We start from the raw sequence: 23,080 nt of genomic DNA on the forward strand, positions 1-23,080 counted from the left end.
GCATGGTGAATTTTCGTCCGATCTTGTTTGTCATTGGGTTAGTTTTATCCAAACTGGCACTGTTTATGTACGTGCCAACCCTGGTGGCCTTCTTCACCGGGACCTCCGGTTTTCTGGAATTCGGTAAATCGGTCATCATCCTGCACAGCGTGGCCTTTGTCTGCCTGAGTATCGGCCGTACGGCTGAGTTCCGCCTCGGGGTGCGGGATATGTTCCTGATCACCTCACTGGTGTGGACCATCGCCAGCGCCTTTGCCGCGCTGCCGTTTGTGTTTATCAACCACATCAGCTTTACTGACGCCTACTTTGAGACCATGTCTGGTATTACCACCACTGGCTCGACGGTGCTGAGCGGGCTGGATGACATGGCCCCGAGCATTCTGCTGTGGCGCTCCATTCTGCAGTGGCTGGGCGGGATCGGCTTTATCGTGATGGGGGTAGCCATTCTGCCGATGCTTAACGTTGGTGGTATGCGCCTGTTCCAGACCGAGTCTTCCGACTGGTCTGATAAAAGCTCGCCACGGATGAAAAACGTCGCGACCAACATCGTCAACGTCTATCTGACCCTGACCCTGCTGTGCATCATCGGCTATATGCTGACCGGGATGAACCTGTTTGACGCCATCAACCACGCGTTTACCACCCTTTCCACCGGTGGCTACTCCACCTCCGATGGCTCGATGAACCACTTCTCCAACGGCGCACACTGGGTGGGCACCCTGTTTATGTTCCTGGGCGGGATGCCGTTCCTGCTGTTTGTCACCGCGCTGAGAAAGCGCAAACCCGGTAACCTGTGGAAAGATGCCCAGATCAGGGGCTACACATACCTGGTGGGCGTAACGGGTCTGGTGGTGGCGCTGTGGCTGACCTACCACAACGGCTACGCTTTTATCGATGCGCTGCGGGTTTCGCTGTTTAACATTATCTCTGTGGTAACCACCACGGGTTACGGCCTGGAAGACTTTACCGCCTGGGGCGCACTGCCGACGGTGATCTTTGCCTTCATTATGCTGGCCGGTGGCTGCTCCGGTTCTACCGCGGGGGGCATCAAGGTATTCCGCTTCCAGATTGCCTTTACCCTGCTTAACAAGCAGATGCTTAAGCTGGTTCACCCGTCAGGCATCTTTGTACAGAAGTACAATCAGCGCCCGGTGAACGATGACATCGTCCGCTCGGTAGTGGCATTTGCCCTGACGTTCTTTATCACCATTATCGTGATTGCCGGACTGCTGAGTGCGATGGGACTGGATCCGGTTACCAGTATTTCCGGTTCAGTGACCGCGGTGGCTAACGTGGGACCCGGGATGGGTGATGTGATCGGCCCGACCGGCAACTTTGCCCCGCTGCCGGATGCCGCCAAATGGCTGCTGAGTATCGGTATGCTGATGGGTCGTCTGGAAATCCTGACGATTCTGGTGCTGCTCTTCCCGGCTTTCTGGCGCCGTTAAACCGGCAGCACGAAGTAGTACACCGCCAGAAAATGACAGGCGCATCCTGCCAGAACAAAGCCATGCCAGATGGCATGGTTAAACGGGATGCGCTTATTCACATAGAACACCACACCCAGCGAATAGATGATCCCGCCTGCGGCCAGCAAGGTTAATCCGCCCACATCCAGATTCAGTGCCAGCTGATAAATCACAATCAGGGACAACCAGCCCATCATCAGATAACTCAGCAGGGATAAACGCTTAAAGCGATAGACAAACGCCACCTTGAGCAGTATTCCCACCAGCGCAATCGACCAGATCACTATCATCAGTCCATAGGCCAGCGGCGTGCGCAGGCTGACCAGCAGAAACGGGGTATAGCTGCCGGCGATCAGCAGATAGATCGCACAGTGGTCAAAGGTTTTCAAAAAACGTTTGGCTTTGGGGTGAGGAATGGCGTGGTAAAGGGTCGAGGCCAGAAACAGTACGATCACGCTGGCACCATAGATGCTCATGCTGGTGATGGTCATGGTATCGGCGTGCAGATCGACGGATTTCACCAGCAGCAGGACCAGCCCAACGATACCCATCACGATACCCAGCGCGTGGGTCAGGCTGTTAAACAGTTCTTCTTTTTGGGTATAGGATGCAGGCGATGACATACTGGCCTCCGGTTTTAGAGTATGAACTCCAGTATGTCATATTCAGCGTACAGGTGTCAGCTAAAATTGGTGGTCTGGTTGAGGTAGTCAATCACCTGTTTACCCGCCTCTTCACCGGACAGGCCCAGTGGCAGTGCCAGCCTGCGTTTCAGTTCACCGCTGCCAAGGAAGCTCGCCAGCAGGCCGGACAGGCCTTTCTTCTGCCTGTCTATCTCAAACCAGAGGTTGAGGTGCTCTTCATCGCGGTAAGCAACGATTTCCAGCTCACGCCACACGCCGTGATACGGGCCGGTGGTCGGCACAAACTCAAACTCCTGCACAAACGGCAGTTCAAAGCCATCCGCCGCTTCACACTCAACCTGACGGATCCTCAGCCCCTGCTCTTCCAGCGCGCTGAAGATCCCGTCCATCAGGGGATCCGGGCGCACAGTCAGAATATCTTTATCGGCAGGATCCAGCGCCAGTTTGATGTCCAGCCCGGTTTCCAGCCACACTTTGGCATCGCCGATTGTCACCGGGGTGTTCCACGGCACATCCAGCTCCACCTCAAAGTCTCGCTGAGCACCGGACTCAATGGTAAAAGCGTAAGGCAGTTTCCATGAATCAAGCACATAAGTGCGTTTCTGGCGCTCCTTTCGGCCACCGCTGCTGTGGTTATCACGATCCACCACCACTTCTTCAACATACTGACAGCACAGCTTAAGATCGATGTTGTCGATCTCCTGATCCGCTGCGCCACCATAAACATGGATCGTGGCTTTCAGCTGCCCTCCGGGATTAAGGACTTCCTGCGCCAGCACGGTATCGACCCTGGCGCTGCCAATGCCAAAACTGGCCAGCGTTTTCTTAAAAAAAGACATAACCCCTCCTTTGAAATCTCAGCGGTGAAAACTCCGTCTGCCTGCTGACCATATTAATCTGCCTTAATATTCCTGTGCAATGTTTTAGCGCCGTCGAAATTGCTGAAAAAACCGACAAAAAATGCGCAGACTCACTCGCCCGGACAGTGATTAAATGTTATTCTTTTTTTCGTGGGCAGGTCCCCTGTCCTGATCCCTAATTATTTGGATTGGATTGGCAGCAGCCAGAAACGAGATGACATCTCAAAAAATAATTAGGCCATGAAAATTGGCAATGGAAATGCCTGACTGTTAGGTAGATATATGCGCCCAACTACTGTCAGGTTTAGTTACAATCGTGCGAGCGCGTCTCGCCGCCGTTGCAGCACTGTCGCTGCTCCGGTTGCTAACAAAGCAGCGCCTCAGATGTCTCTGGTACAACGCAAAGCTCTGACCAGCCCAGCCCAGGACCAGTCCATCAAAGCGGCATAACTAAAAAGCGCGGTCTTCAAACTGCGCTTTTTTATTGCCCGCTTATTTGATAATTTAGCCAGCAAGCAATAACTCTGACTGCTCAACTCAGAGTCTCACACAATAAAATCAAAATATTATTAAAGAAATATTTCCCAGGAGTAAGTTATGAAATGTCACCGCGTGAATGAGCTGATCGAGCTTATCCATCCAGAATGGCAAAAAGACCCGGATCTGAACCTGATTGAGTTCATCCTCAAACTGGCTGGCGAAGCCGGTTATGACGGCAAGCTGGAAGATCTGACCGATGATGTGCTGATCTACCACCTCAAGATGCGTAACAGCCAAAAAGATGAAATGATCCCGGGCCTGGCCAAAGATCAGGAAGACGACTTCAAAACGGCGCTGCTTAAAGCGCGTGGGATCATCAAATAATCCCACCCGAACCAGACAAAGCGGCCAGATCACTGGCCGCTTTTTTTATACCTTCGCGTAACAATTTCGCCAAACTCTGGCAGCATCAAAGAAATTAAATTGTTACCTGCTATATACTTACCCGGTGGCAATGTCAGCCTGAATCACCAAAACAGAAAGCCGCCAAAAGGATTAGCAGCATGAGTCAGGACAAGATCCCTGTCAAAGACGTCACACCCGGGACGTTTAACCCCAAAACCCACAAAGGTAAAAAAGACCGTTTTAATCCCGGTAACCGAATCTATATCCGGGAGAGCAAAGGCACCTTTCAGAAGCTGCGCCGCTACGGCAGCTGGTTTCTGCTCGGCCTGTTTGGCCTGGCTCCCTGGATCCCTTATGGTGACCGCCAGGCGATTCTGCTCGATATCGGCCACCAGCAGTTTAACTTCTTCGGCACCACGCTGTATCCGCAGGACCTGACCCTGCTGGCACTGCTGTTTATGATCGCCGCCTTCGCGCTGTTCTTTATCACCACCTTTCTTGGACGGATCTGGTGTGGTTATCTGTGTCCGCAAACCGTATGGACCTTTATGTTTGTCTGGTTTGAAGAGAAGCTCGAAGGCCCGGCCAACAAAAGGCGCAAGCAGGACTCCGGGCCGCTCAGTGCCAAACTTGCGGGAAGAAAAGCGCTTAAACACCTCGCCTGGCTGGCCATTTCACTGCTGACCGGGCTGACCTTTGTCGGCTACTTTATTCCGGTCAGAGAGCTGGTGGTTGATACCTTCACCTTTAACACCGGTTTCTGGCCTGGTTTCTGGGTGCTGTTTTTCACTTTCTGTACCTATGCCAACGCAGGCTGGATGCGCTCTATCGTCTGTATCCACATGTGTCCTTATGCCCGCTTCCAGTCGGCGATGTTTGATAAAGACACCTATATCGTCGGCTACGATACCGCCCGGGGTGAGCAGCGCGGCCCACGTTCACGTAAAGCCGACCCGGCGAAAATGGAACTGGGTGACTGTATCGACTGTGACCTGTGCGTTCAGGTCTGCCCGACCGGTATCGATATCCGTGACGGCCTGCAGTACGAATGCATCAACTGCGGTGCCTGTATCGATGTATGTAACACCACCATGGAACGGATGGGCTATCAGAAAAACCTGATCAGCTACACCACTGAACACCGCCTCTCCGGTCAACACACCAAAGTGATGCGGCCCAAACTGCTCGGCTACGGCGCTGTCCTGCTGGCGATGCTGGGCCTGTTTCTGTTCCAGCTGGCCAGCGTTGAACCGGCTGGCATGAGTGTACTGCGTGACCGTAACCAGCTCTACAAGGTCAACAGCTCAGGGCAAATTGAAAACACCTACACGCTCAAGCTGATTAATAAAACCCAGCAGCCGCAGACCTATACCCTGTCGGTAACCGGTCTGAGCGGGGTAACCTGGTACGGACCGCAACAGGCCCAGGTACAGCCCGGTGAAGTACTCAGCCTGCCGATGACCCTTGGGGTGGAACCGGATAATCTCAGCTCCCCGGTAACAAAAATTCGGTTTATACTCAGGGGCAGTGACCAGTTTACCCTTGAAGTGGAAAGCCGCTTCATCAACCAACTCTGAATGGAAAGGGCTCAGCAATGAGCCCTTTTAAGTTGCATGTCTGACCAAGCTTTTCATTTTTCCACCCTGACCCCGGATTTTATGTGGTATGCCCTTGAGAGCATCGGCATCCGCGCTGAGTCCGGCTTTCTGCCCCTCAACAGCTACGAAAACCGCGTTTACCAGTTCACCGATGAAGAGCGTCAGCGCTATGTGGTGAAGTTCTATCGTCCGGAGCGCTGGAGCCGGGAGCAGATCCAGGAAGAGCACGATTTTGCCCTTGAGCTGATCGACCAGGAAATTCCTGTTGCGCCGCCGCTGCGTATTAACGGCGCCACCCTGCACCAGTACCAGGGCTATCTGTTTGCCCTGTTCGCCAGCGTGGGCGGGCGTCAGTTTGAAGTGGATAACTTTGACCAGCTAGAAGGCGTTGGCCGCTTCCTCGGCCGGATCCACAAAGTGGGCCAGCAGCGCACTTTTAAACACCGGCCAACCATGGAAACAGAAGAGTACCTGCACGCGCCGCGCCGCCTGCTGCAAAACAGCACCATGCTGCCAATGCACCTGGAGAATGCCTTCTTTAACGACCTGGACCTGCTGATCGGTGCCATCGAACAGCAGTGGCCGGCGAAGCAAAACATCATCCGGCTGCACGGCGACTGCCACCCGGGCAACATTCTGTGGCGTGACGGACCTATGTTTGTCGACCTGGATGACGCACGTAATGGCCCGGCAGTACAGGATATCTGGATGCTGCTGAGCGGTGAACGCCACGACAAACTGGCTCAGCTGGATACGATTCTGGAAGCCTATGAGGAATTTTGTGATTTCAACAGCGCAGAATTGAAACTAATCGAGCCCCTGCGCGGTCTGAGAATGGTACATTACATGGCGTGGCTGGCTAAACGCTGGGATGATCCGGCCTTTCCGGTCGCCTTCCCGTGGTTTGCGGATGCCAAATACTGGGAAGGTCAGGTACTGGCATTCAAAGAGCAGATAGCCGCCCTGCAGGAAGCACCACTTTGCCTCAGTCCGCAGTGGTAACCAGAGACATTCGAGGAGAATAATAAAATGAAAAAACTGATCGCACTGTTTGCGACTCTGGCGGTAAGCCTGGGCGCTCAGGCAGCCAATTTTACCGAAGGAGAAAACTACCAGGTGCTGGACAGCCAGAAATCCGCCACCCCAATGGTAACCGAGTTTTTCTCTTTCTACTGCCCACACTGTTATTCATACGAGCCACTGGTTAAGCAGCTTAAAACCCAGCTGCCATCAAACGTGAAGTTCGAGAAAGCGCACGTCTCTTTTATGGGCGGCGAAATGGGCCCGTCACTGAGCAAAGCATACGCGACCATGCTGATGCTGAAAGTGGAAGACAAGATGGTACCGGTGCTGTTCGAACGCATTCAGGACCAGCGTAACCCGCCACGTAACAACCAGGAGCTGCGTCAGCTGTTTGTTGACCACGGTATCGACGGCGGCAAGTATGACGGCGTGTTCAACAGCTTTATGGTCGACTCCATGGTGCGCCGTTTTGACAAACAGTTCTCAGATTTCGGCCTGCGCGGTGTACCGGCAACCATAGTGAACAACAAGTACCTGGTTCAGGCCAAATCAGCAGAAGAGTACTTCGCACTGGTGCACTACCTGCTGAAGAAGTAACGCACTGAAGCAATACCTTCAAATGCAAAACAGGGAGCCGGTGGCTCCCTGTTTTACTTTGCTTATTTGTAAATTTTAGCCAGCAGCAGGTCTTTTTGCTGCCATACCTCACCCAGCCAGTGCTGGAACTGACGCTTGTAGGGCTTGTCATTGAAGTAATCCCCCTGCACCTCTTCGCTCATTTCGATGGTGCGGATATGGACTTCAATCCGGGTCATTCTTCCCATCAGAATATCTTTGAACGGCTTCTCACGGTTATCCGGGTAGGCCAGGGTCACATCCACTATCGAATCAAACTGCTCACCCATCGCCGCCAGGGTGTAGGCAATACCGCCGGACTTAGGGGACAACAGATGCTGATACTGAGCACGGGATTTGGCGTGCTTCTCTGTGGTAAAACGGGTGCCTTCCACATAGTTCACCACTGTTGTCGGGATATGGCGGAACTTCTCACACGAGCGGCGGGTGGTTTCCAGGTCCTTACCGCGCTTGTGCGGATTGCGGATCAGGTACTCACGCGAATACCGGCGCATAAACGGCATATCCAGCGCCCAGCAGGCCATACCGACAAACGGGACATACAGCAGCGACTGCTTAAGGAAAAACTTGGGCATCGGGATACGGTCTTTAAACACGGTGCACAGCACCACGATATCGGTCCAGCTCAGGTGGTTACTGATCATCAGGTACCAGCCGTCTTTTTTCAGCGACTCACCACCTTCGATGTTCCACTCGACCCGGTTAGAGGCCCGCAGCACCCAGGTATTCAGCGTCGCCCACAGCCACATAAACCAGTTCGCCATCCGGGAGATCTGATGCTGCACCGGTGCAAACGGCAGAAGCAGCTTAAACAGCGCCAGGATCACGATAGGCACCGAGCAGAGCGCAGAGTTAAAGATAACCAGAAAAACGTTAATGATCAGAAGAGGATAAGCAAACATAACTCTGTAAAAATTACCGGATAAACAAGACTATATATAAAACGGTGTATTATTGTACAAGCCCGCCCGGGGCTTGTAATCCCTTTTATGAATGGTCTGAGTTGTTCAGTTTATTCACGGCATCAATTCTCGCCTTTGAAACATCTTTCAGACTATACTGGTCTGGTTCAAATCTGCGATAAGGATGCGCTATGAAATTGTGTGAAAAAGGATTTATCACCATCATTGCCGGCCTGACGGCTGCCGTTTCTGCTGTCGCAACCGCTGCCCCCCGTGGTCCTGTCCAGGGCCTGAGCGGAGAGCTGGCGGTCAACTCAATATTTTACGACACCCGCTCCAACTTAAACACCAGTGCATCCTCTGTTCGCAGCGAAAACGAACAGCAGCAGGTCAGCGGCGCTGCAGTGTTCCCGCTCGGCAATATTCAGTACACTTTTGGTGCCCACCAGCTGTTTGCCGGTACATCCAGGGCTGATATCGCGGTTGGTACCGTCGCCGTTGAAGCAGGTTACCAGTACCGGTTTGATAACGGTGGCAGAGTCGCCCTGTCCGTTCTGCCAACCGTACTGGCCGGTGAAGTGTGGCAGGACCCGTACCTGACCAATACCAGCCGCAGCACCACCGATGAGAAAGGCACCGCTTACCGGATGCAGCTGAAAAAAATCGGCGGTTCCCTCTTCAGCCTTGATCTGGCTTATGGTGACAGTAAAATCGACGATGAAAACTCGGGCTCATCCCTGACCAGCGCAGAGGCAGAACTGCTGAAGCGGGACAAACAGGTTTACTACTCCAAGCTGGATATGATGGTGCCATTCGCACGCAACTTTATGCTCTACCCGGCGCTGAAATACGTCAAAACAGACGCCAAAGGCGAAGCGATGAGCAATACCGGCCTTGGCGGCGAGCTGACCGGATTGCTGTTTCTGGGCCATCACCAGTTTGCTGTGACCCTTGGCTACATGAACCAGAGCTTTGTGGAAGGCAATCCTCAGTTTGACGATATCAAACGCAGCGATGATATGTACCGCGCTTTCCTGGCCTACGAGTACCAGAAACTTCTGGGCATCGACAACCTGTCACTGCTCGCCTTTGCCGGTTATAACCACACCCGCTCCAATATCGGTTTCTATGAGAAAAAGGAGCGGGTCGGCTCTGTCGGCTTCAACTGGCGCTTCTAAACTGTCTGGGCGGTGAGCTGGCGCAGCAGCCGGTCCATCGCCCGGTAACCCAGCGCTTCGGCCAGGTGCGGCCGGGTGATATCCTCAATAGTACATACGAAGACATTTAAGACTTGCCAGAGAGATGTCTCTTTTTCAAAGCCTCTTCGTACTGCTTTAAGGGATAAATAAACATGTCTGGCTGCTCTTTCGAGCGAATCATACCGGCCCTGATGTAAAACTCCCCTCGTCCTTCACGTGCGTGAAGAAACAGTGCATATACACCAACATCTCTTGATGACAGGTATGCCTGGCGGATTGCCCGGCCAAGAAGCCATTTGCCTAAACCCTGGCCCTGAACAGACCTGCACACCGCAATTTTGCTTAACAAAATGCATGGCATTGATCTATAAAGACACTTCCTTCTTTCATTGTTCGATACATGTTTTTTATCAAATGAGCTGCTGGCTAAGGTGAAGTAACCCACTACTTTCCTGGGACCTTCATCTTCTTCATCTGATACCACACAAAGGTGAGGTATGGATATTCTTCTAGCGTACTCTTTAGCCATACTTTTCGTTAAGAAGTCATTTAACGAACTGACACCACAATCAAACTGTGAAAAGTCATACTCTTTTTCCGGATCAAAGCGCTCAAGTTCTAGTTTTTGGTCTTTACCGTCCAAGATTCCTCCAGCGACATTCCAATTATTTCCTGCATCAGGTCAGTTGGCTCTGCTGGATTTTCCAGTGCGTCCATCACAGACTCCCACTGACTGGCTTCTATCTGCAGCCTCTTGTGCTCGTTAATCACTTCCCGGGCCTTCGCAACGGTTGTTTCTGATACAAACTTACTCACTGTAGTATTAGAAAGTAACGCCGCCTCTTCTAAAGCGCTTTTCTCACTTTCAGACAACCTGAACTCAACTCTCTCTTTTTTAAGTGCACTCATTTTTTACTCCCAGCACGGCTTCGTGCGTCGGAAACTCCTGGTTTACGCAATACTGGCAGATGCCCCAAAAAACCATCGGTACATCTGCAACTTAATGGTTTGTATAGACAACCATTAATCAACACTCAAAATGTACGGCTAAAAACCGTACAAATTGAAGTTTGGTACGCATTGAACACAAAGTCAACGATTTTGTACGGTGTTTTACCGTAACATCGCACACCCAAAATACCGTTAAATACAGAGAAGAGCGCGTCGCTCACCGGGTGTTAACCGGAAGTTCTAAACCGTCTGGGCGGTGAGCTGGCGCAGCAGCCGGTCCATCGCCCGGTAGCCCAGCGCTTCGGCCAGGTGGGGCCGGGTGATCGCCCCGCCCCCTTCCAGATCGGCAATTGTGCGCGCCACCTTGATGATCCTGTGATAAGCCCGGACCGATAAGCCGAGCTGATGCAGGGCACTCTCCAAAAACTCCGCATCCGCCCGCTCCAGCCTGCAGCTTTTCTCCAGCTCTCTGCTGCCAAGCAGGGCATTCACCTTGCCGCTGCGTGCCAGCATACGCTCACGGGCAAACGCCACCCGTTGCCTGACGGTTTCTGTCGCCTCACCCCGCTCTCCGCCTTCTGCCAGGGTCCCTTTTGGCAGCGCCGGGATCTCCAGAGACATATCAAACCGGTCAAGCAACGGTCCGGAAAGCCTGCCCAGATAGCGCAGAATCGTCTGCGGATTAGCCCTGGTCTGGCTGCCTTCGTAATATCCGGTCGGGCTGGGGTTGAGCGCCCCCACCAGCTGGAAACGGGCAGGAAAACGGGTTTTGCCCGCTGCCCGGGAAATGATGATTTCGCCCGATTCCAGCGGCTCGCGCAGTGAGTCGAGTACCTTACGTTCAAACTCCGGCATTTCATCGAGAAACAGCAGGCCATTGTGGGCCAGTGAAATCTCACCGGGTCTGGGAATAGAGCCCCCGCCCACCAGCGCCGCCATAGAGCTGGAATGGTGCGGGGCCCGGAACGGCCGCTGCAGCCAGTTGTGCTCGTTGATCTCCTGTTCAGTAAGCGATGCCACCGAGGCCGTCTCCATCGCTTCCTGCTCACTCATCTCCGGCAGCAGATCGCACAGCCGGGAGGCCAGCATAGTTTTCCCCGTCCCGGGAGGCCCCAGGAAAAGCACGTTATGATTACCGGCAGCGGCGATCTCCAGTGCCCGTTTACCCTGCTGCTGACCGATAATATCGCGCAGGCAGCGGGCTTTTTTATCCCGTACAGGAACCGCTTCGGGTACCTTCAGCCCAAGCTCGGCCTGGCCGCACAGCATGGCGCACACCGCACTGAGGCTGGAGGCCGATTTGTGCAGCACGCGTCCTGTCAGGGCCGCCTGACCAGCATTGCTGTCGGGCACCACCAGCGAGCGTTTATCCCGCTGCGCCGCCAGCGCCGCAGGCAGTACACCTTTGACCCGGCGCATTTTTCCGGAAAGCGCCAGTTCGGCGATAAATTCATAGATATGCAGGGAAGTATCGGGTATCTGCTGCGAAGCGGCGAGGATCCCGAGAGCAATAGGCAGGTCAAACCGCCCGCCCTCTTTGGGCAGATCCGCCGGGGCCAGGTTGACGGTGATCCGCTTTGGCGGAAAGGAAAAACCCGAGTTCACGATCGCACTGCGCACCCGGTCGCGGGACTCTTTGACCGTGGTCTCGGGAAGGCCGACCAGGGTGAATCCTGGCATCCCGTTACTGATATGAACTTCCACCGTTACCGCAGGGGCTTCAACCCCAACGCAGGCACGACTGTGAATGATGGCTAATCCCATGTTTTTTATCCGCCAGTTTGCGTAATTGTTATTGTCTCTGAGTTATATAACCGTTTGCTGTGCTGAAAAAATATGAAAAAAGTCCTGGGTTTTGCTTGTCAGGTAACCAAATTCTGTGATAACACTAAAAGCGCAAACAATTTCACAACGAATGAATAACCAATAAGTATGAATTTTTCTGCCAAAGTTAACGCTCTCATTATTCTTCTGGTCGTGGTCATTATTAGTACCGCGCGGGGGCTGGTGGGCAGAAAATAAACCACAGCATTTTTAAAAACCCCCGCACTGCAAAGTCCGGGGGTTTTTTTACACTTTAGGCACAACATCGCCCAGACGGGTTGATACAGGAAGTAACGGAGCACCAAGATGTGCAAAACAGGAAGCAGGCAGACAAGAGGAGCGCGGCAGGAATGACAGGAGCACAACTGGTGGTTGCTGCGCTGCAGCAACAGGGGATAAAAACGGTATTTGGCTATCCGGGCGGGGCGATCATGCCCATCTACGATGCCCTTTACGATGGCGGGGTTGAGCATATCCTCTGCCGTCATGAACAGGGCGCGGCGATGGCGGCGATAGGCATGGCACGGGCCTCACAGGAAGTTGCCGTGTGTATGGCCACTTCCGGTCCGGGTGCGACCAACCTGGTTACCGGACTGGCAGACGCCTTTCTCGACTCGGTGCCACTGGTTGCCATCACAGGGCAGGTTGCCAGCTCGCACATCGGGACCGATGCGTTTCAGGAAATGGACGTAATAGGCATGTCACTGGCCTGTACCAAGCACAGCTACCTGGTGACCGATATCGACGAACTGGCCCCGACCCTGGCCGAAGCCTTTGAAGTGGCCAAATCAGGACGTCCCGGACCGGTTCTGGTCGATATCGCCAAAGACGTTCAGCTGGCCGAAGCGCCGGTCACTACCCTTCCTCCTTTTACTCCGCCAGAGCTGCCAACCGCCAGCCTTGAAGCTATCAACCAGGCCCAGCAACTGCTGGCCGAAAGCCAGAAGCCGGTGTTTTATGTCGGTGGTGGTGTTCAGCTGGCTCACGCAACAGAGACAGTACGTGAGTTCCTGCGCCTGAACCCTATGCCTGCGGTCAGCACTCTGAAAGGGCTTGGCACCATAGAGCGTCACAATCCGCACTATCTGGGTATGCTGGGCATGCACGGCACCAAGGCTGCCAACCTGGTGGTGCAGCAGTCAGACCTGCTGATCGCCGTCGGTGCCCGTTTTGACGACCGGGTGACCGGCAAACTGGATACCTTTGCCCCGCACGCCAAAGTGATTCACCTGGATATCGACGCTGCAGAAATCAACAAGCTGCGCGGAGCCGATGCGCCGCTGCGCGGGGATATCAACCAGGTTCTGCCACTGCTGGAGCTCAATCAGGATATCGCGCCATGGCTGGAGCACTGCGACGCGCTGCGCAGCCAGTACAAGTGGCGTTATGACCACCCGGGCGAGCTTATCTATGCGCCAACGCTGCTCAAACAGCTTTCAGACATGATGCCGGACAGCACCATGGTCTCGACCGATGTCGGTCAGCACCAGATGTGGGCCGCGCAGCACATGCAGCCAAGAGAGCCACAAAATTACATCACCTCAGCCGGTCTCGGCACGATGGGCTTTGGCCTGCCTGCCGCCATGGGCGCAGCGGTCGCAAGACCGAAAGATCAGTCGGTTCTGATCAGTGGTGACGGCTCCTTTATGATGAACGTGCAGGAACTCGGCACCCTTAAACGCCGTCAGATCCCGGTCAAAATGGTACTGATCAACAACCAGCGCCTCGGCATGGTGCGTCAGTGGCAGTCGCTGTTCTTCGACGGCCGCCACAGTGAAACCATTCTGGATGACAACCCGGACTTTGTGATGCTGGCCAAGGCCTTCGACATTCCGGGTAAAACCATCACCCGTAAGGAAGAAGTGGAACCGGCACTGAAAGAGATGCTGGAGAGCGAGACCGCTTACCTGCTGCACGTACTGGCCCCGGAAGAAGATAACGTCTGGCCTCTGGTTCCGCCGGGTGCCGCCAACCAAGATATGCTGGAGAACACCTGATGAAACGCTACCTGCTCGATATCAAAGCCGATGACAAACCCGTGCTGCTGGAGAGAGTACTGCGGGTGGTGCGCCACCGTGGATTTATCGTCCGCCAGGTGGCCGGAACCCAGAATCACGTCAGTAAGATCGCCAGCGTGGAGATCATCGTCGACAGCGACCGTCCGATCACCACCCTGACCCACCAGATCGAAAAACTGTGGGACATCATCAGTGTGGACGTGACCGAACTCGGCATGGACGAACTACCGAACAACAATTTACAGCAACGCGTTTGCGCTTAAGGAAGGAATACCGCAATGGCAACAAAAACAGCTGATTACATCTGGTTTAACGGGGAAATGGTACCGTGGGCAGAAGCCAACGTACACGTACTGACTCATGCAATGCACTACGGCACCTCAGTATTTGAAGGGGTGCGCTGCTACAACACCCCAAAAGGCCCGGTGATTTTCCGCCATCCTGAGCACGCCAAACGCCTGAAAGATTCGGCCAAAATCTACCGCTTCCCTATCCCTTACAGTGAAGAAGAGATCATGGAAGCCACCCGCGAGACCCTGCGCCAGAACAAGCTGGAGAGCGCGTATATCCGCCCGCTGGGCTTTGTCGGCAACGTCGGCCTTGGCGTATGTCCGCCAGCCGATACCGAGATGGATCTCATCATCGCGGCATTCCCATGGGGCTCCTACCTGGGTGAGCAGGCGCTGGAGAACGGTGTTGATGCGATGATTTCAAGCTGGAACCGCGCTGCGCCAAACACCATCCCGACCGCAGCCAAAGCCGGCGGTAACTACCTGTCATCCCTGCTGGTGGGCGGCGAAGCCCGTCGTCACGGCTATGACGAAGGTATCGCACTGAGCGTGGACGGTTACCTGTCAGAAGGTGCCGGTGAAAACATCTTTGTAGTGAAAGACGGCGTAATTACCACTCCGCCAGCCACCAGCGCCATCCTGCCGGGTATCACCCGCGACAGCATCATGACCCTGGCCCGTGACATGGGTTACGAGGTACGTGAAGCCAATATCGCCCGTGAAGCACTCTACCTGGCGGACGAAGTCTTCATGACCGGCACCGCAGCCGAAGTGGTTCCGGTACGCACCGTCGATAAGATCGAAGTCGGGGAAGGCAAACGCGGCCCGATCACCAAAGCGGTACAGGAGGCCTACTTTGGCCTGTTCAACGGCACCACTGAGGATAAGTGGGGCTGGTTAGATTACGTTTATCCACAGCAATAACAGAGGGAAAAGGAATGCCTGCATACAGATCTGCCACCACCACTCACGGCCGTAACATGGCCGGTGCCCGCGCCCTGTGGCGTGCGACCGGCGTTAAAGATGAAGACTTCGGCAAGCCAATTATCGCGGTGGTGAACTCCTTTACCCAGTTTGTGCCTGGACACGTACACCTGAAAGACCTCGGCCAGCTGGTCGCGAAAGAGATCGAAGCGGCCGGTGGTATTGCCAAAGAGTTCAACACCATTGCGGTCGATGACGGTATCGCGATGGGCCACGGCGGCATGCTCTACTCCCTGCCGTCACGCGAGCTTATCGCGGACTCAGTAGAGTACATGGTCAACGCGCACTGTGCTGATGCCATGGTGTGTATCTCCAACTGTGACAAAATTACCCCGGGAATGCTGATGGCTTCGATGCGCCTCAACATTCCGGTGATCTTCGTCTCCGGCGGTCCGATGGAAGCGGGTAAAACCAAACTGTCGGATCAGATCATCAAGCTGGATCTGGTTGACGCTATGATCCAGGGCGCGGATCCAACTGTTTCTGATGCGCAGAGTGAACAGATCGAACGTTCAGCCTGTCCGACCTGCGGATCCTGCTCCGGTATGTTTACCGCTAACTCAATGAACTGTCTGACCGAAGCACTGGGTCTGTCCCAGCCGGGCAACGGCTCCATGCTGGCGACCCACGCTGACCGTAAAGACCTGTTTATCAACGCCGGTAAGCGTATCGTTGAGCTGACCAAACGTTACTACGAGCAGGATGACGAATCTGCCCTGCCGCGCAGCATCGCAACCAAAGCAGCGTTTGAGAACGCCATGGCGCTGGATATCGCCATGGGCGGCTCGACCAACACAGTCCTGCACCTGCTGGCGGCGGCCCAGGAAGGCGATGTGGACTTTGATATGACCGACATCGACCGCATGTCCCGTCAGGTCCCGCACCTGTGTAAGGTTGCGCCTTCAACCCAGAAATATCACATGGAAGACGTGCACCGCGCCGGCGGCGTAGTCGGTATCCTGGGTGAGCTGAACCGTGCCGGGCTTCTTAACAACCAGGCGCGCACTGTGCTCGGCCTGAGTATGGAAGAGCAGCTGGCTCAGTACGACATCATGACCACGGAATCAGAAGAGGTGAAAACCTTCTATCGCGCAGGCCCGGCTGGCGTGCGTACCACAGAAGCCTTCTCACAGGACTGCCGCTGGGACAGCCTGGACGATGACCGTGAACAGGGCTGTATCCGTACCAAAGCCAGCGCGTTCAGTCAGGACGGCGGACTGGCGGTACTGAAAGGCAACATCGCGCTCGACGGTTGTATCGTGAAGACAGCGGGCGTAGACGAGAGCATTCTGAAATTTACCGGCCCTGCAGTAGTGTTTGAGAGCCAGGAAGACGCGGTAGACGGCATCCTCGGCGGCAAAGTAAAAGCCGGTGATGTGGTGGTGATCCGCTACGAAGGGCCAAAAGGCGGCCCGGGTATGCAGGAGATGCTCTACCCGACCACCTACCTCAAATCCATGGGGCTGGGTAAAGAGTGTGCCCTGCTGACCGACGGCCGTTTCTCCGGCGGTACTTCAGGTCTCTCTATCGGCCACGCTTCTCCTGAAGCGGCCAACGGCGGTGCGATCGGTCTGGTGAAAAACGGCGACATGGTCGCTATCGATATTCCGGGACGCTCGATCACACTGCAGGTTTCGGAAGATGAGCTGGCACAGCGCCGCGCAGAGCAGGATGCCAAAGGCTGGAAACCGGAGTCGCGCCAGCGCGAAGTCTCTTTTGCCCTCAAAGCCTACGCCAGCATGGCCACCAGCGCGGACAAAGGTGCGGTGCGGGATAAATCCAAACTCGGGGAGTAAACGTGATGAGCGTGACCAAACAGAGCGGCGCAGATTATCTGCGCCAGATCCTGCGCGCTCCTGTCTATGAAGTGGCGATCGTCTCGCCGCTTCAGGATATGCCGCGCCTTTCGGCGCGGATCGGCAACCAGGTTCAGCTAAAACGGGAAGACCGCCAGCCGGTCCACTCGTTTAAGCTGCGCGGCGCCTACACCATGGTCGCCAGCCTGAGCGAAGAGCAGAAAAAAGCCGGCGTGATCGCCGCTTCAGCAGGCAACCACGCCCAGGGCATGGCGCTGTCGGGTACCAAACTGGGGATCAAAACCACGATTGTGATGCCCAAAACCACCCCGGACATCAAAGTCGATGCAGTGCGCAGTTTTGGCGGCAAAGTGGTGCTGCACGGCAGCAACTTTGACGAAGCCAAGGCCGAAGCCGAGCGCCTCTCTGCCGAGCACGGCTTTACCTTCGTACCACCCTTTGACCACCCACTGGTGATTGCCGGTCAGGGTACGATCGGTATGGAGATGCTGCAGCAGAACGGCCACCTGGACTATGTGTTTGTTCCGGTCGGTGGCGGCGGTCTGGCCGCCGGTGTTGCGGTGCTGATCAAACAGCTGATGCCGGAAATCAAAGTGATCGCGGTTGAACCGGAAGAGTCTTCCTGCCTTAAAGCGGCGCTGGACGCCGGTGAGCCTGTGGTTCTGGACCAGGTCAGCATGTTTGCCGACGGTGTGGCGGTGAAACGCATCGGCGATGAAACCTTCCGCCTCTGCCAGCAATACATCGATGGCCATATCAGCGTCAGCAGCGATGAGATCTGCTCGGCGGTGAAAGACATCTTTGAAGATACCCGCGCTATCGCAGAGCCTTCCGGCGCGCTGGCACTGGCGGGTCTGAAGAAGTACGCCGAGAAACACGAACTGCACGGCAAACAGCTGGCAACGGTACTCTCAGGTGCCAATACCAACTTCCACGGTCTGCGTTACGTCTCTGAGCGCTGTGAGCTGGGTGAAAAGCGTGAAGGCCTGCTGGCAGTCACTATTCCTGAGCGCCAGGGCGCGTTTCTTGAGTTCTGTAACCTGATCGGCGGCCGTGCGGTAACGGAGTTTAACTACCGTTACAACGACGACAAGCTGGCCAACATATTTGTTGGTGTGCGGCTGCAGCACGGTCAGCAGGAACTGGCACAGATCATCACTGAGCTGCGTGAAGGTGGCTATCCGGTGGCGGATCTCTCTGATGATGAGATGGCGAAACTGCATATCCGCTACATGATCGGCGGACGCCCTTCCCGTCCTCTGAGTGAGCGGCTGTACAGCTTTGAGTTCCCGGAGTACCCGGGCGCGCTGCTGAAGTTCCTCACCACCCTGGGCACACACTGGAACATCAGTCTGTTCAACTACCGTAACCAGGGCGCAGATTACGGCCGGGTACTGTGTGGCTTTGAACTTGAAGATTCGGATCTGGCACAGTTCTCGTCGCACCTGCGTGAGCTCGGCTACCAGTGCAAGGATGAAACCGATAACCCTTCCTATCAGTTCTTCCTTTCCAACCGTTCTGCGTAATAACGTAATAAGGCCTGAGTTTTCAGGCCTTTTCTTTTATCACTCCGAATCCAAAAGCGGCCGGGCAGTATCCTGTTGCAGGGCTTTGCTGCCATGGATGGCAGCTCAGAGCTACAGGGAAGTATTCATGCGCCCCTGAAACAGGGTACTGTCCGGGCGCAAAGCTCCCGAAGCCACCCATTTATTCAGCCAGCATCCAGTCCCGGTGCAATTGTTCTTCATCCCCAAGGTAGTCCACCATCCAGTCGAGCAGGCGGTGTTCCTCATCGGTGCGGTAAGCCATACAGCAGGCGCTGAGCGGGCTTTTCTCAGCAAGCTGACGTTCCACCAGTTCACCACTGCGAAGATAGCGTCTGGCGATGTGCAGCGGCATATAGCCCACACCCACGCCGTTTTTCAGGCACTCAATCGCACTGAACCAGTTAGGCAACAGCAGCCTGCGCTGCTGAGGGTAATGCCAGTTGTGTCTTTTGGGCAGGTTGACCGAGGTATCATCGAGACAAAGCGCCGGGTACGGCGATACGCTCTCTTCATCGAGCAGCGGTGCCGTGGCCAGCGGGTGATCCGGGGCCATCACAAATGCCCATTCAAGATCCCCCATCGCTTTCACCGCAAAATCTCCGCTCACCGGTACCGCCGCCGTCGCGCCGATCACGATATCCGCCCGGCCATACGCCAGCGCATCCCAGGTCCCGTTGAATACTTCCATATTGATCTGCAGCTCAGCAAAATCAAAAGTGTGGTAGAAGTCCTCCACCAGCGGTTTGAGCCTGTCCAGACAAACCACGTTATCCAGCGTCAGCTTAAGGGTCTGATACCAGCCCAGTGCCGCCCGCCGGGTCTGGGCACGGATCTCTTCCATATCGCGCAGCAGCTGCCGGGCCTGGGTAACAAACGTCTGCCCCGCCGGGGTCAGCTCCACCCGGCGTGGCAGACGGCGAAACAGCACCACGCCGAGCTGCTGCTCCATTTTCTGTACGCCGTAGCTGACCGCAGACGGCACCTTGTGCAGGTGCTCTGCCGCCGCAGTAAAACTGCCCAGCCGGGCGACACAATCGATGAGTTCCAGGGATTGTTTAGAAAACATTCTGCCTTCAAATTTTTTGAACGATAACTAACAAATATAGCGTTTAATTTTTTTCAGTCTACTCCATACAATGCACATGAGCTTCAATACTACTCCGGGCAGATATCTGGTTATATGTTGTACAGCGGGCGCTGTCGACAAATTACTCACTCTGCGCAGAGGGTATACACACGGGTTGGCGCCAATCCATTCAGAACAAATAATTTGAATGGAAACAAAATGAAATTCACACAACTCTTTTATCTGGCTTGTTTATCCATGCTTGGCTTTATCGCCACCGATATGTACCTGCCAGCTTTTAAAGCCATGGAAGCGGACTTTGTGACCGGTCCTGAGTCCATCGCCCTTTCTCTGTCCGTTTTCCTGGCGGGCCTGGCGATCGGTCAGTTCCTGTGGGGGCTGGCGAGCGACAAATACGGCCACCGCAATACCCTGGCAGTGGGCCTGGTGCTGTTCAGCGTCGCCTCGCTTGGCCTGGCGGGCAGTCAGGAAGTCTGGCAACTGCTGACACTGCGCTTTGTTCAGGCGATCGGTGTCTGCGCCCCGGCGGTGATCTGGCAGGCGATGGTGATCCAGCGTAACGACAGCAAAACCAGCCAGCAGATCCTGGCGACCATTATGCCGCTGGTGGCTCTGTCTCCGGCACTGGCACCTCAGCTGGGTGTGGTACTGCTGCACCACTTTGGCTGGCCGAGCATTTTTGTCGCCCTGACCGTAACCGGTGGCCTGCTGGTTCTCGCTACCCTGCTTCAGCCAAACCAAAAGCCGGAAGCCAAAACCACCAGCGTCAGCGGTGACATCAAAGCCCTGCTGACCTCTAAGGTGTATCTGGGTAACGTATTGATGTACGCCACTTCGTCGGCGGCCTTCTTTGCTTACCTGACCGGTATGCCGGAGATCATGGCGCAGCTGGGCTATGAAGCCAAAGACATTGGCATGAGCTTTATTCCGCAGACCATCGCCTTTATGGCCGGTGGCTACCTGGGCAAACGCTGGGTAAACAAATACGGCGATGGAAAAGTACTGCGCCAGCTGCTGGCACTGTTTACTGTCTCTGCCCTGCTGGTATTTATGGCAACCCAGTGGCAGCTGACCTCGATCTGGCCTCTGCTGGCTCCGTTCTGCCTGATCGCCGTCGCCAACGGTGCGCTTTACCCAATCGTGGTTAACCGCGCCCTGTCGAGCGCCAAGAACAGCCCGGCAACCGCAGCCGGCCTGCAAAACAGTCTGCAGATCTGTACCTGTGGCCTCTCCAGTGCTGTGGTGGCAGGTTTTGCCAGCCGCGCCCTGCCTGTGACCGGTTTTACTATTATGGTTTGTCTGGTGGGTCTGTGGGCCGGTTATGTGCTGTCAAACCGTGCCCTGCGTGCTCACTTTACCGTGCCGGATAACGCCCGTGTGGTAAGTGACGAATAAGTCCTGTAATAACAACTCAGTTGGCTGAATAAAAAAATAACAGGCAAACAAAAAGGCGACCCCCGGGTCGCCTTTTTTCATCGCATACGCTATTAACGTACTTTTTTGGTCAGCTCGATAACACGAAGCTGAGCAATGGCTTTAGCCAGTTCACTGGCCGCTTGTGCGAAGTCCATATCGCCATGCTGATTCTGAATATTCTCCTCAGCTTTGCGTTTGGCTTCTTCTGCCTTAGCTGCGTCCAGGTCTTCACCACGAATCGCGGTATCCGCCAGCACGGTTGCCGTGCCAGGCTGAACTTCCACAATACCACCGGAAACATACATAATTTCCTCGTGGCCGTGCTGCTTCACAATACGCACCATACCAGGCTTAATAGCGGTCAGCAGCGGTGTGTGACCTGAGAAAATACCCAGTTCACCTTCGCTACCGGTCACCTGAAAGGTTTCAACCAGACCAGAGAAGAGTTTCTTCTCCGCGCTGACCACATCCAGGTGAAAGGTTATTGCTGCCATATCGCCTCCTAGTTAGCCTTATAGCTTCTTCGCATTCTCGATAGCATCGTCGATAGTACCGCAGTACATGAACGCTTGCTCTGGAATGTCGTCGTATTCACCATTCAGCAGACCCTTGAATCCACGCAGAGTCTCTTTCAGAGATACGTAGATACCCGGAGAACCGGTGAATACTTCCGCTACGTGGTAAGGCTGAGTCAGAAAACGCTCAATCTTACGTGCACGGGATACCACCTTCTTATCTTCTTCAGACAGTTCGTCCATACCAAGAATCGCGATGATATCTTTCAGCTCTTTGTAGCGCTGAAGGGTTGACTGTACGCCACGAGCTACGTCGTAGTGCTCCTGACCAACAACCAGTGGATCCAGCTGACGTGAAGTCGAATCCAGTGGGTCGATCGCAGGGTACAGACCCATAGCTGCGATGTTACGGCTAAGTACAACGGTTGCATCAAGGTGAGCAAACGTGGTTGCCGGAGACGGGTCAGTAAGGTCATCCGCAGGTACGTATACCGCCTGAACAGAGGTGATAGAACCCTGTTTAGTCGAGGTGATACGCTCCTGAAGAACACCCATCTCTTCAGCCAGAGTTGGCTGGTAACCTACCGCTGATGGCATACGGCCCAGAAGTGCCGAAACCTCAGTACCCGCAAGGGTGTAACGGTAGATGTTATCGATGAACAGCAGTACGTCACGGCCTTCATCACGGAAGCGCTCTGCCATGGTCAGACCGGTCAGAGCTACACGCAGACGGTTGCCCGGTGGCTCGTTCATCTGGCCGTAAACCATTGCTACTTTTGACTCTTCTGGCTTTTCAACGTTTACAACGCCAGCTTCCTGCATTTCGAAGTAGAAGTCGTTACCTTCACGGGTACGCTCACCTACACCGGCAAATACAGAAAGACCAGAGTGCTGCAGTGCGATGTTGTTGATAAGTTCCATCATGTTAACGGTCTTACCTACACCAGCACCACCGAACAGGCCGATTTTACCACCCTTAGCGAATGGACAAACCAGGTCGATAACCTTAACGCCTGTTTCCAGCAGCTCAGTCGCACTCGACTGCTCTTCGTAGCTTGGTGCTTCACGGTGAATAGAGTAGTTCTCTTCCGCACCGATCTCACCACGCTCATCAATCGCATCACCAAGAACGTTCATGATACGACCAAGGGTCTTAGTACCTACTGGTACTGTGATTGGAGCGCCAGTGTTTTCAACTGTCATTCCACGACGTAAACCATCAGAGCTACCCATCACGATACAGCGGACAATACCGCCGCCCAGCTGCTGCTGAACTTCAAGAACCAGACGTTCTTTTGCTTCAACAACATTCAGAGCATCGTATACGCGTGCCACGTCGCTCTGTGGGAACTCTACGTCGACTACTGCACCGATGATCTGTACGATCTTACCTGTAGCCATCGTTAATCCTCTAA

General features: G+C 54.6%; 21 protein-coding genes. 12 read left to right on the top strand and 9 right to left on the bottom strand.

Annotated features, from left to right (window positions below; translation table 11 throughout):
- Positions 1 to 2: 2 nt before the first annotated feature.
- Positions 3 to 1,448: a TrkH family potassium uptake protein gene (locus ACVB80_RS22015; RefSeq protein WP_481083442.1), complete on the top strand. Its 1,446-nt coding sequence runs from the start codon at positions 3 to 5 to the stop codon at positions 1,446 to 1,448.
- Here the strand turns inward: ACVB80_RS22015 and trhA are convergent.
- Positions 1,445 to 2,092: a PAQR family membrane homeostasis protein TrhA gene (gene trhA / locus ACVB80_RS22020; RefSeq protein ID WP_481083443.1), complete on the bottom strand. Its 648-nt coding sequence runs from the start codon at positions 2,090 to 2,092 to the stop codon at positions 1,445 to 1,447. The genes ACVB80_RS22015 and trhA overlap by 4 nt on opposite strands.
- A gap of 56 nt (positions 2,093 to 2,148) precedes the next feature.
- Positions 2,149 to 2,952: a sporulation protein gene (locus tag ACVB80_RS22025; protein WP_481083444.1), complete on the bottom strand. Its 804-nt coding sequence runs from the start codon at positions 2,950 to 2,952 to the stop codon at positions 2,149 to 2,151.
- A gap of 618 nt (positions 2,953 to 3,570) precedes the next feature.
- Here ACVB80_RS22025 and ACVB80_RS22030 point away from each other — a divergent pair.
- The 4 genes from ACVB80_RS22030 (at position 3,571) to ACVB80_RS22045 (ending at position 7,076) form a co-directional block, all read left to right on the top strand.
- A complete protein-coding gene (locus ACVB80_RS22030; protein ID WP_481083445.1) occupies positions 3,571 to 3,837 on the top strand; it encodes a YihD family protein in 267 nt (88 codons plus the stop codon).
- A gap of 179 nt (positions 3,838 to 4,016) precedes the next feature.
- Positions 4,017 to 5,435: a cytochrome c oxidase accessory protein CcoG gene (ccoG, locus tag ACVB80_RS22035; RefSeq protein ID WP_481083446.1), complete on the top strand. Its 1,419-nt coding sequence runs from the start codon at positions 4,017 to 4,019 to the stop codon at positions 5,433 to 5,435.
- A gap of 36 nt (positions 5,436 to 5,471) precedes the next feature.
- Positions 5,472 to 6,458 carry a serine/threonine protein kinase gene (locus ACVB80_RS22040; protein ID WP_481083447.1) on the top strand — a complete coding sequence of 329 codons (987 nt, stop codon included), beginning with the start codon at positions 5,472 to 5,474 and terminating at the stop codon, positions 6,456 to 6,458.
- 27 nt (positions 6,459 to 6,485) lie between these two features.
- The gene (locus ACVB80_RS22045; RefSeq protein ID WP_481083448.1) at positions 6,486 to 7,076 is read left to right on the top strand and encodes a thiol:disulfide interchange protein DsbA/DsbL; all 591 of its coding nucleotides are present in this window, start codon (positions 6,486 to 6,488) and stop codon (positions 7,074 to 7,076) included.
- A gap of 62 nt (positions 7,077 to 7,138) precedes the next feature.
- Here the strand turns inward: ACVB80_RS22045 and ACVB80_RS22050 are convergent, their stop codons facing one another.
- Positions 7,139 to 8,017, bottom strand: coding sequence for an acyltransferase (locus ACVB80_RS22050; protein WP_481083449.1), 879 nt, complete (start codon positions 8,015 to 8,017; stop codon positions 7,139 to 7,141).
- A gap of 191 nt (positions 8,018 to 8,208) precedes the next feature.
- On the opposite strand from ACVB80_RS22050, the gene ACVB80_RS22055 reads away from it, so the two are divergent.
- Positions 8,209 to 9,195, top strand: coding sequence for a DUF2860 family protein (locus ACVB80_RS22055; RefSeq protein ID WP_481083450.1), 987 nt, complete (start codon positions 8,209 to 8,211; stop codon positions 9,193 to 9,195).
- A gap of 106 nt (positions 9,196 to 9,301) precedes the next feature.
- Here the strand turns inward: ACVB80_RS22055 and ACVB80_RS22060 are convergent, their stop codons facing one another.
- The 3 genes from ACVB80_RS22060 to ACVB80_RS22070 form a co-directional block, all read right to left on the bottom strand.
- Positions 9,302 to 9,859: a GNAT family N-acetyltransferase gene (locus ACVB80_RS22060; RefSeq protein WP_481083451.1), complete on the bottom strand. Its 558-nt coding sequence runs from the start codon at positions 9,857 to 9,859 to the stop codon at positions 9,302 to 9,304.
- Entirely contained in the window at positions 9,835 to 10,125 is a 291-nt protein-coding gene (locus tag ACVB80_RS22065; RefSeq protein WP_481083452.1) for a type II toxin-antitoxin system TacA family antitoxin, read from the bottom strand. Before ACVB80_RS22065 ends, ACVB80_RS22060 begins: the two co-directional genes overlap by 25 nt.
- 282 nt (positions 10,126 to 10,407) lie before the next feature.
- Positions 10,408 to 11,931 (bottom strand): YifB family Mg chelatase-like AAA ATPase, encoded by a 1,524-nt coding sequence (locus ACVB80_RS22070; protein WP_481083453.1) that lies wholly within the window; start codon positions 11,929 to 11,931, stop codon positions 10,408 to 10,410.
- A 410-nt stretch (positions 11,932 to 12,341) separates the two neighbouring features.
- Between ACVB80_RS22070 and ilvG the strand changes: the two genes are divergently transcribed.
- Genes ilvG through ilvA form a run of 5 tightly spaced genes read left to right on the top strand, consistent with a single transcriptional unit; the run spans position 12,342 to position 18,626 of the window.
- A complete protein-coding gene (gene ilvG / locus ACVB80_RS22075; RefSeq protein WP_481083454.1) occupies positions 12,342 to 13,988 on the top strand; it encodes an acetolactate synthase 2 catalytic subunit in 1,647 nt (548 codons plus the stop codon).
- The gene (ilvM, locus tag ACVB80_RS22080; RefSeq protein ID WP_481083455.1) at positions 13,988 to 14,272 is read left to right on the top strand and encodes an acetolactate synthase 2 small subunit; all 285 of its coding nucleotides are present in this window, start codon (positions 13,988 to 13,990) and stop codon (positions 14,270 to 14,272) included. Before ilvG ends, ilvM begins: the two co-directional genes overlap by 1 nt.
- Positions 14,273 to 14,287: 15 nt before the next feature.
- Positions 14,288 to 15,223, top strand: coding sequence for a branched-chain amino acid transaminase (locus ACVB80_RS22085; protein WP_481083456.1), 936 nt, complete (start codon positions 14,288 to 14,290; stop codon positions 15,221 to 15,223).
- Between the two features lie 14 nt (positions 15,224 to 15,237).
- Entirely contained in the window at positions 15,238 to 17,079 is a 1,842-nt protein-coding gene (gene ilvD, locus ACVB80_RS22090) for a dihydroxy-acid dehydratase (protein WP_481083457.1), read from the top strand.
- A gap of 5 nt (positions 17,080 to 17,084) precedes the next feature.
- The gene (gene ilvA / locus ACVB80_RS22095) at positions 17,085 to 18,626 is read left to right on the top strand and encodes a threonine ammonia-lyase, biosynthetic (RefSeq protein ID WP_481083458.1); all 1,542 of its coding nucleotides are present in this window, start codon (positions 17,085 to 17,087) and stop codon (positions 18,624 to 18,626) included.
- Between the two features lie 181 nt (positions 18,627 to 18,807).
- On the opposite strand, the gene punR is transcribed toward ilvA, so the two are convergent.
- Positions 18,808 to 19,713 carry a DNA-binding transcriptional activator PunR gene (gene punR, locus ACVB80_RS22100; RefSeq protein WP_481083459.1) on the bottom strand — a complete coding sequence of 302 codons (906 nt, stop codon included), beginning with the start codon at positions 19,711 to 19,713 and terminating at the stop codon, positions 18,808 to 18,810.
- A gap of 219 nt (positions 19,714 to 19,932) precedes the next feature.
- Here punR and punC point away from each other — a divergent pair, with 219 nt between their 5' ends.
- Positions 19,933 to 21,129: a purine nucleoside transporter PunC gene (gene punC / locus ACVB80_RS22105; RefSeq protein ID WP_481083460.1), complete on the top strand. Its 1,197-nt coding sequence runs from the start codon at positions 19,933 to 19,935 to the stop codon at positions 21,127 to 21,129.
- A 92-nt stretch (positions 21,130 to 21,221) separates the two neighbouring features.
- On the opposite strand, the gene ACVB80_RS22110 is transcribed toward punC, so the two are convergent.
- Together ACVB80_RS22110 and atpD are read right to left on the bottom strand one after the other, a co-directional pair.
- The gene (locus ACVB80_RS22110; RefSeq protein WP_481083461.1) at positions 21,222 to 21,644 is read right to left on the bottom strand and encodes a F0F1 ATP synthase subunit epsilon; all 423 of its coding nucleotides are present in this window, start codon (positions 21,642 to 21,644) and stop codon (positions 21,222 to 21,224) included.
- Between the two features lie 18 nt (positions 21,645 to 21,662).
- Positions 21,663 to 23,066 (bottom strand): F0F1 ATP synthase subunit beta, encoded by a 1,404-nt coding sequence (atpD, locus tag ACVB80_RS22115; RefSeq protein WP_481083462.1) that lies wholly within the window; start codon positions 23,064 to 23,066, stop codon positions 21,663 to 21,665.
- Positions 23,067 to 23,080 lie beyond the last annotated feature (14 nt).

It is taken from the genome of Vibrio sp. 9-16B-A1 (assembly GCF_056726165.1).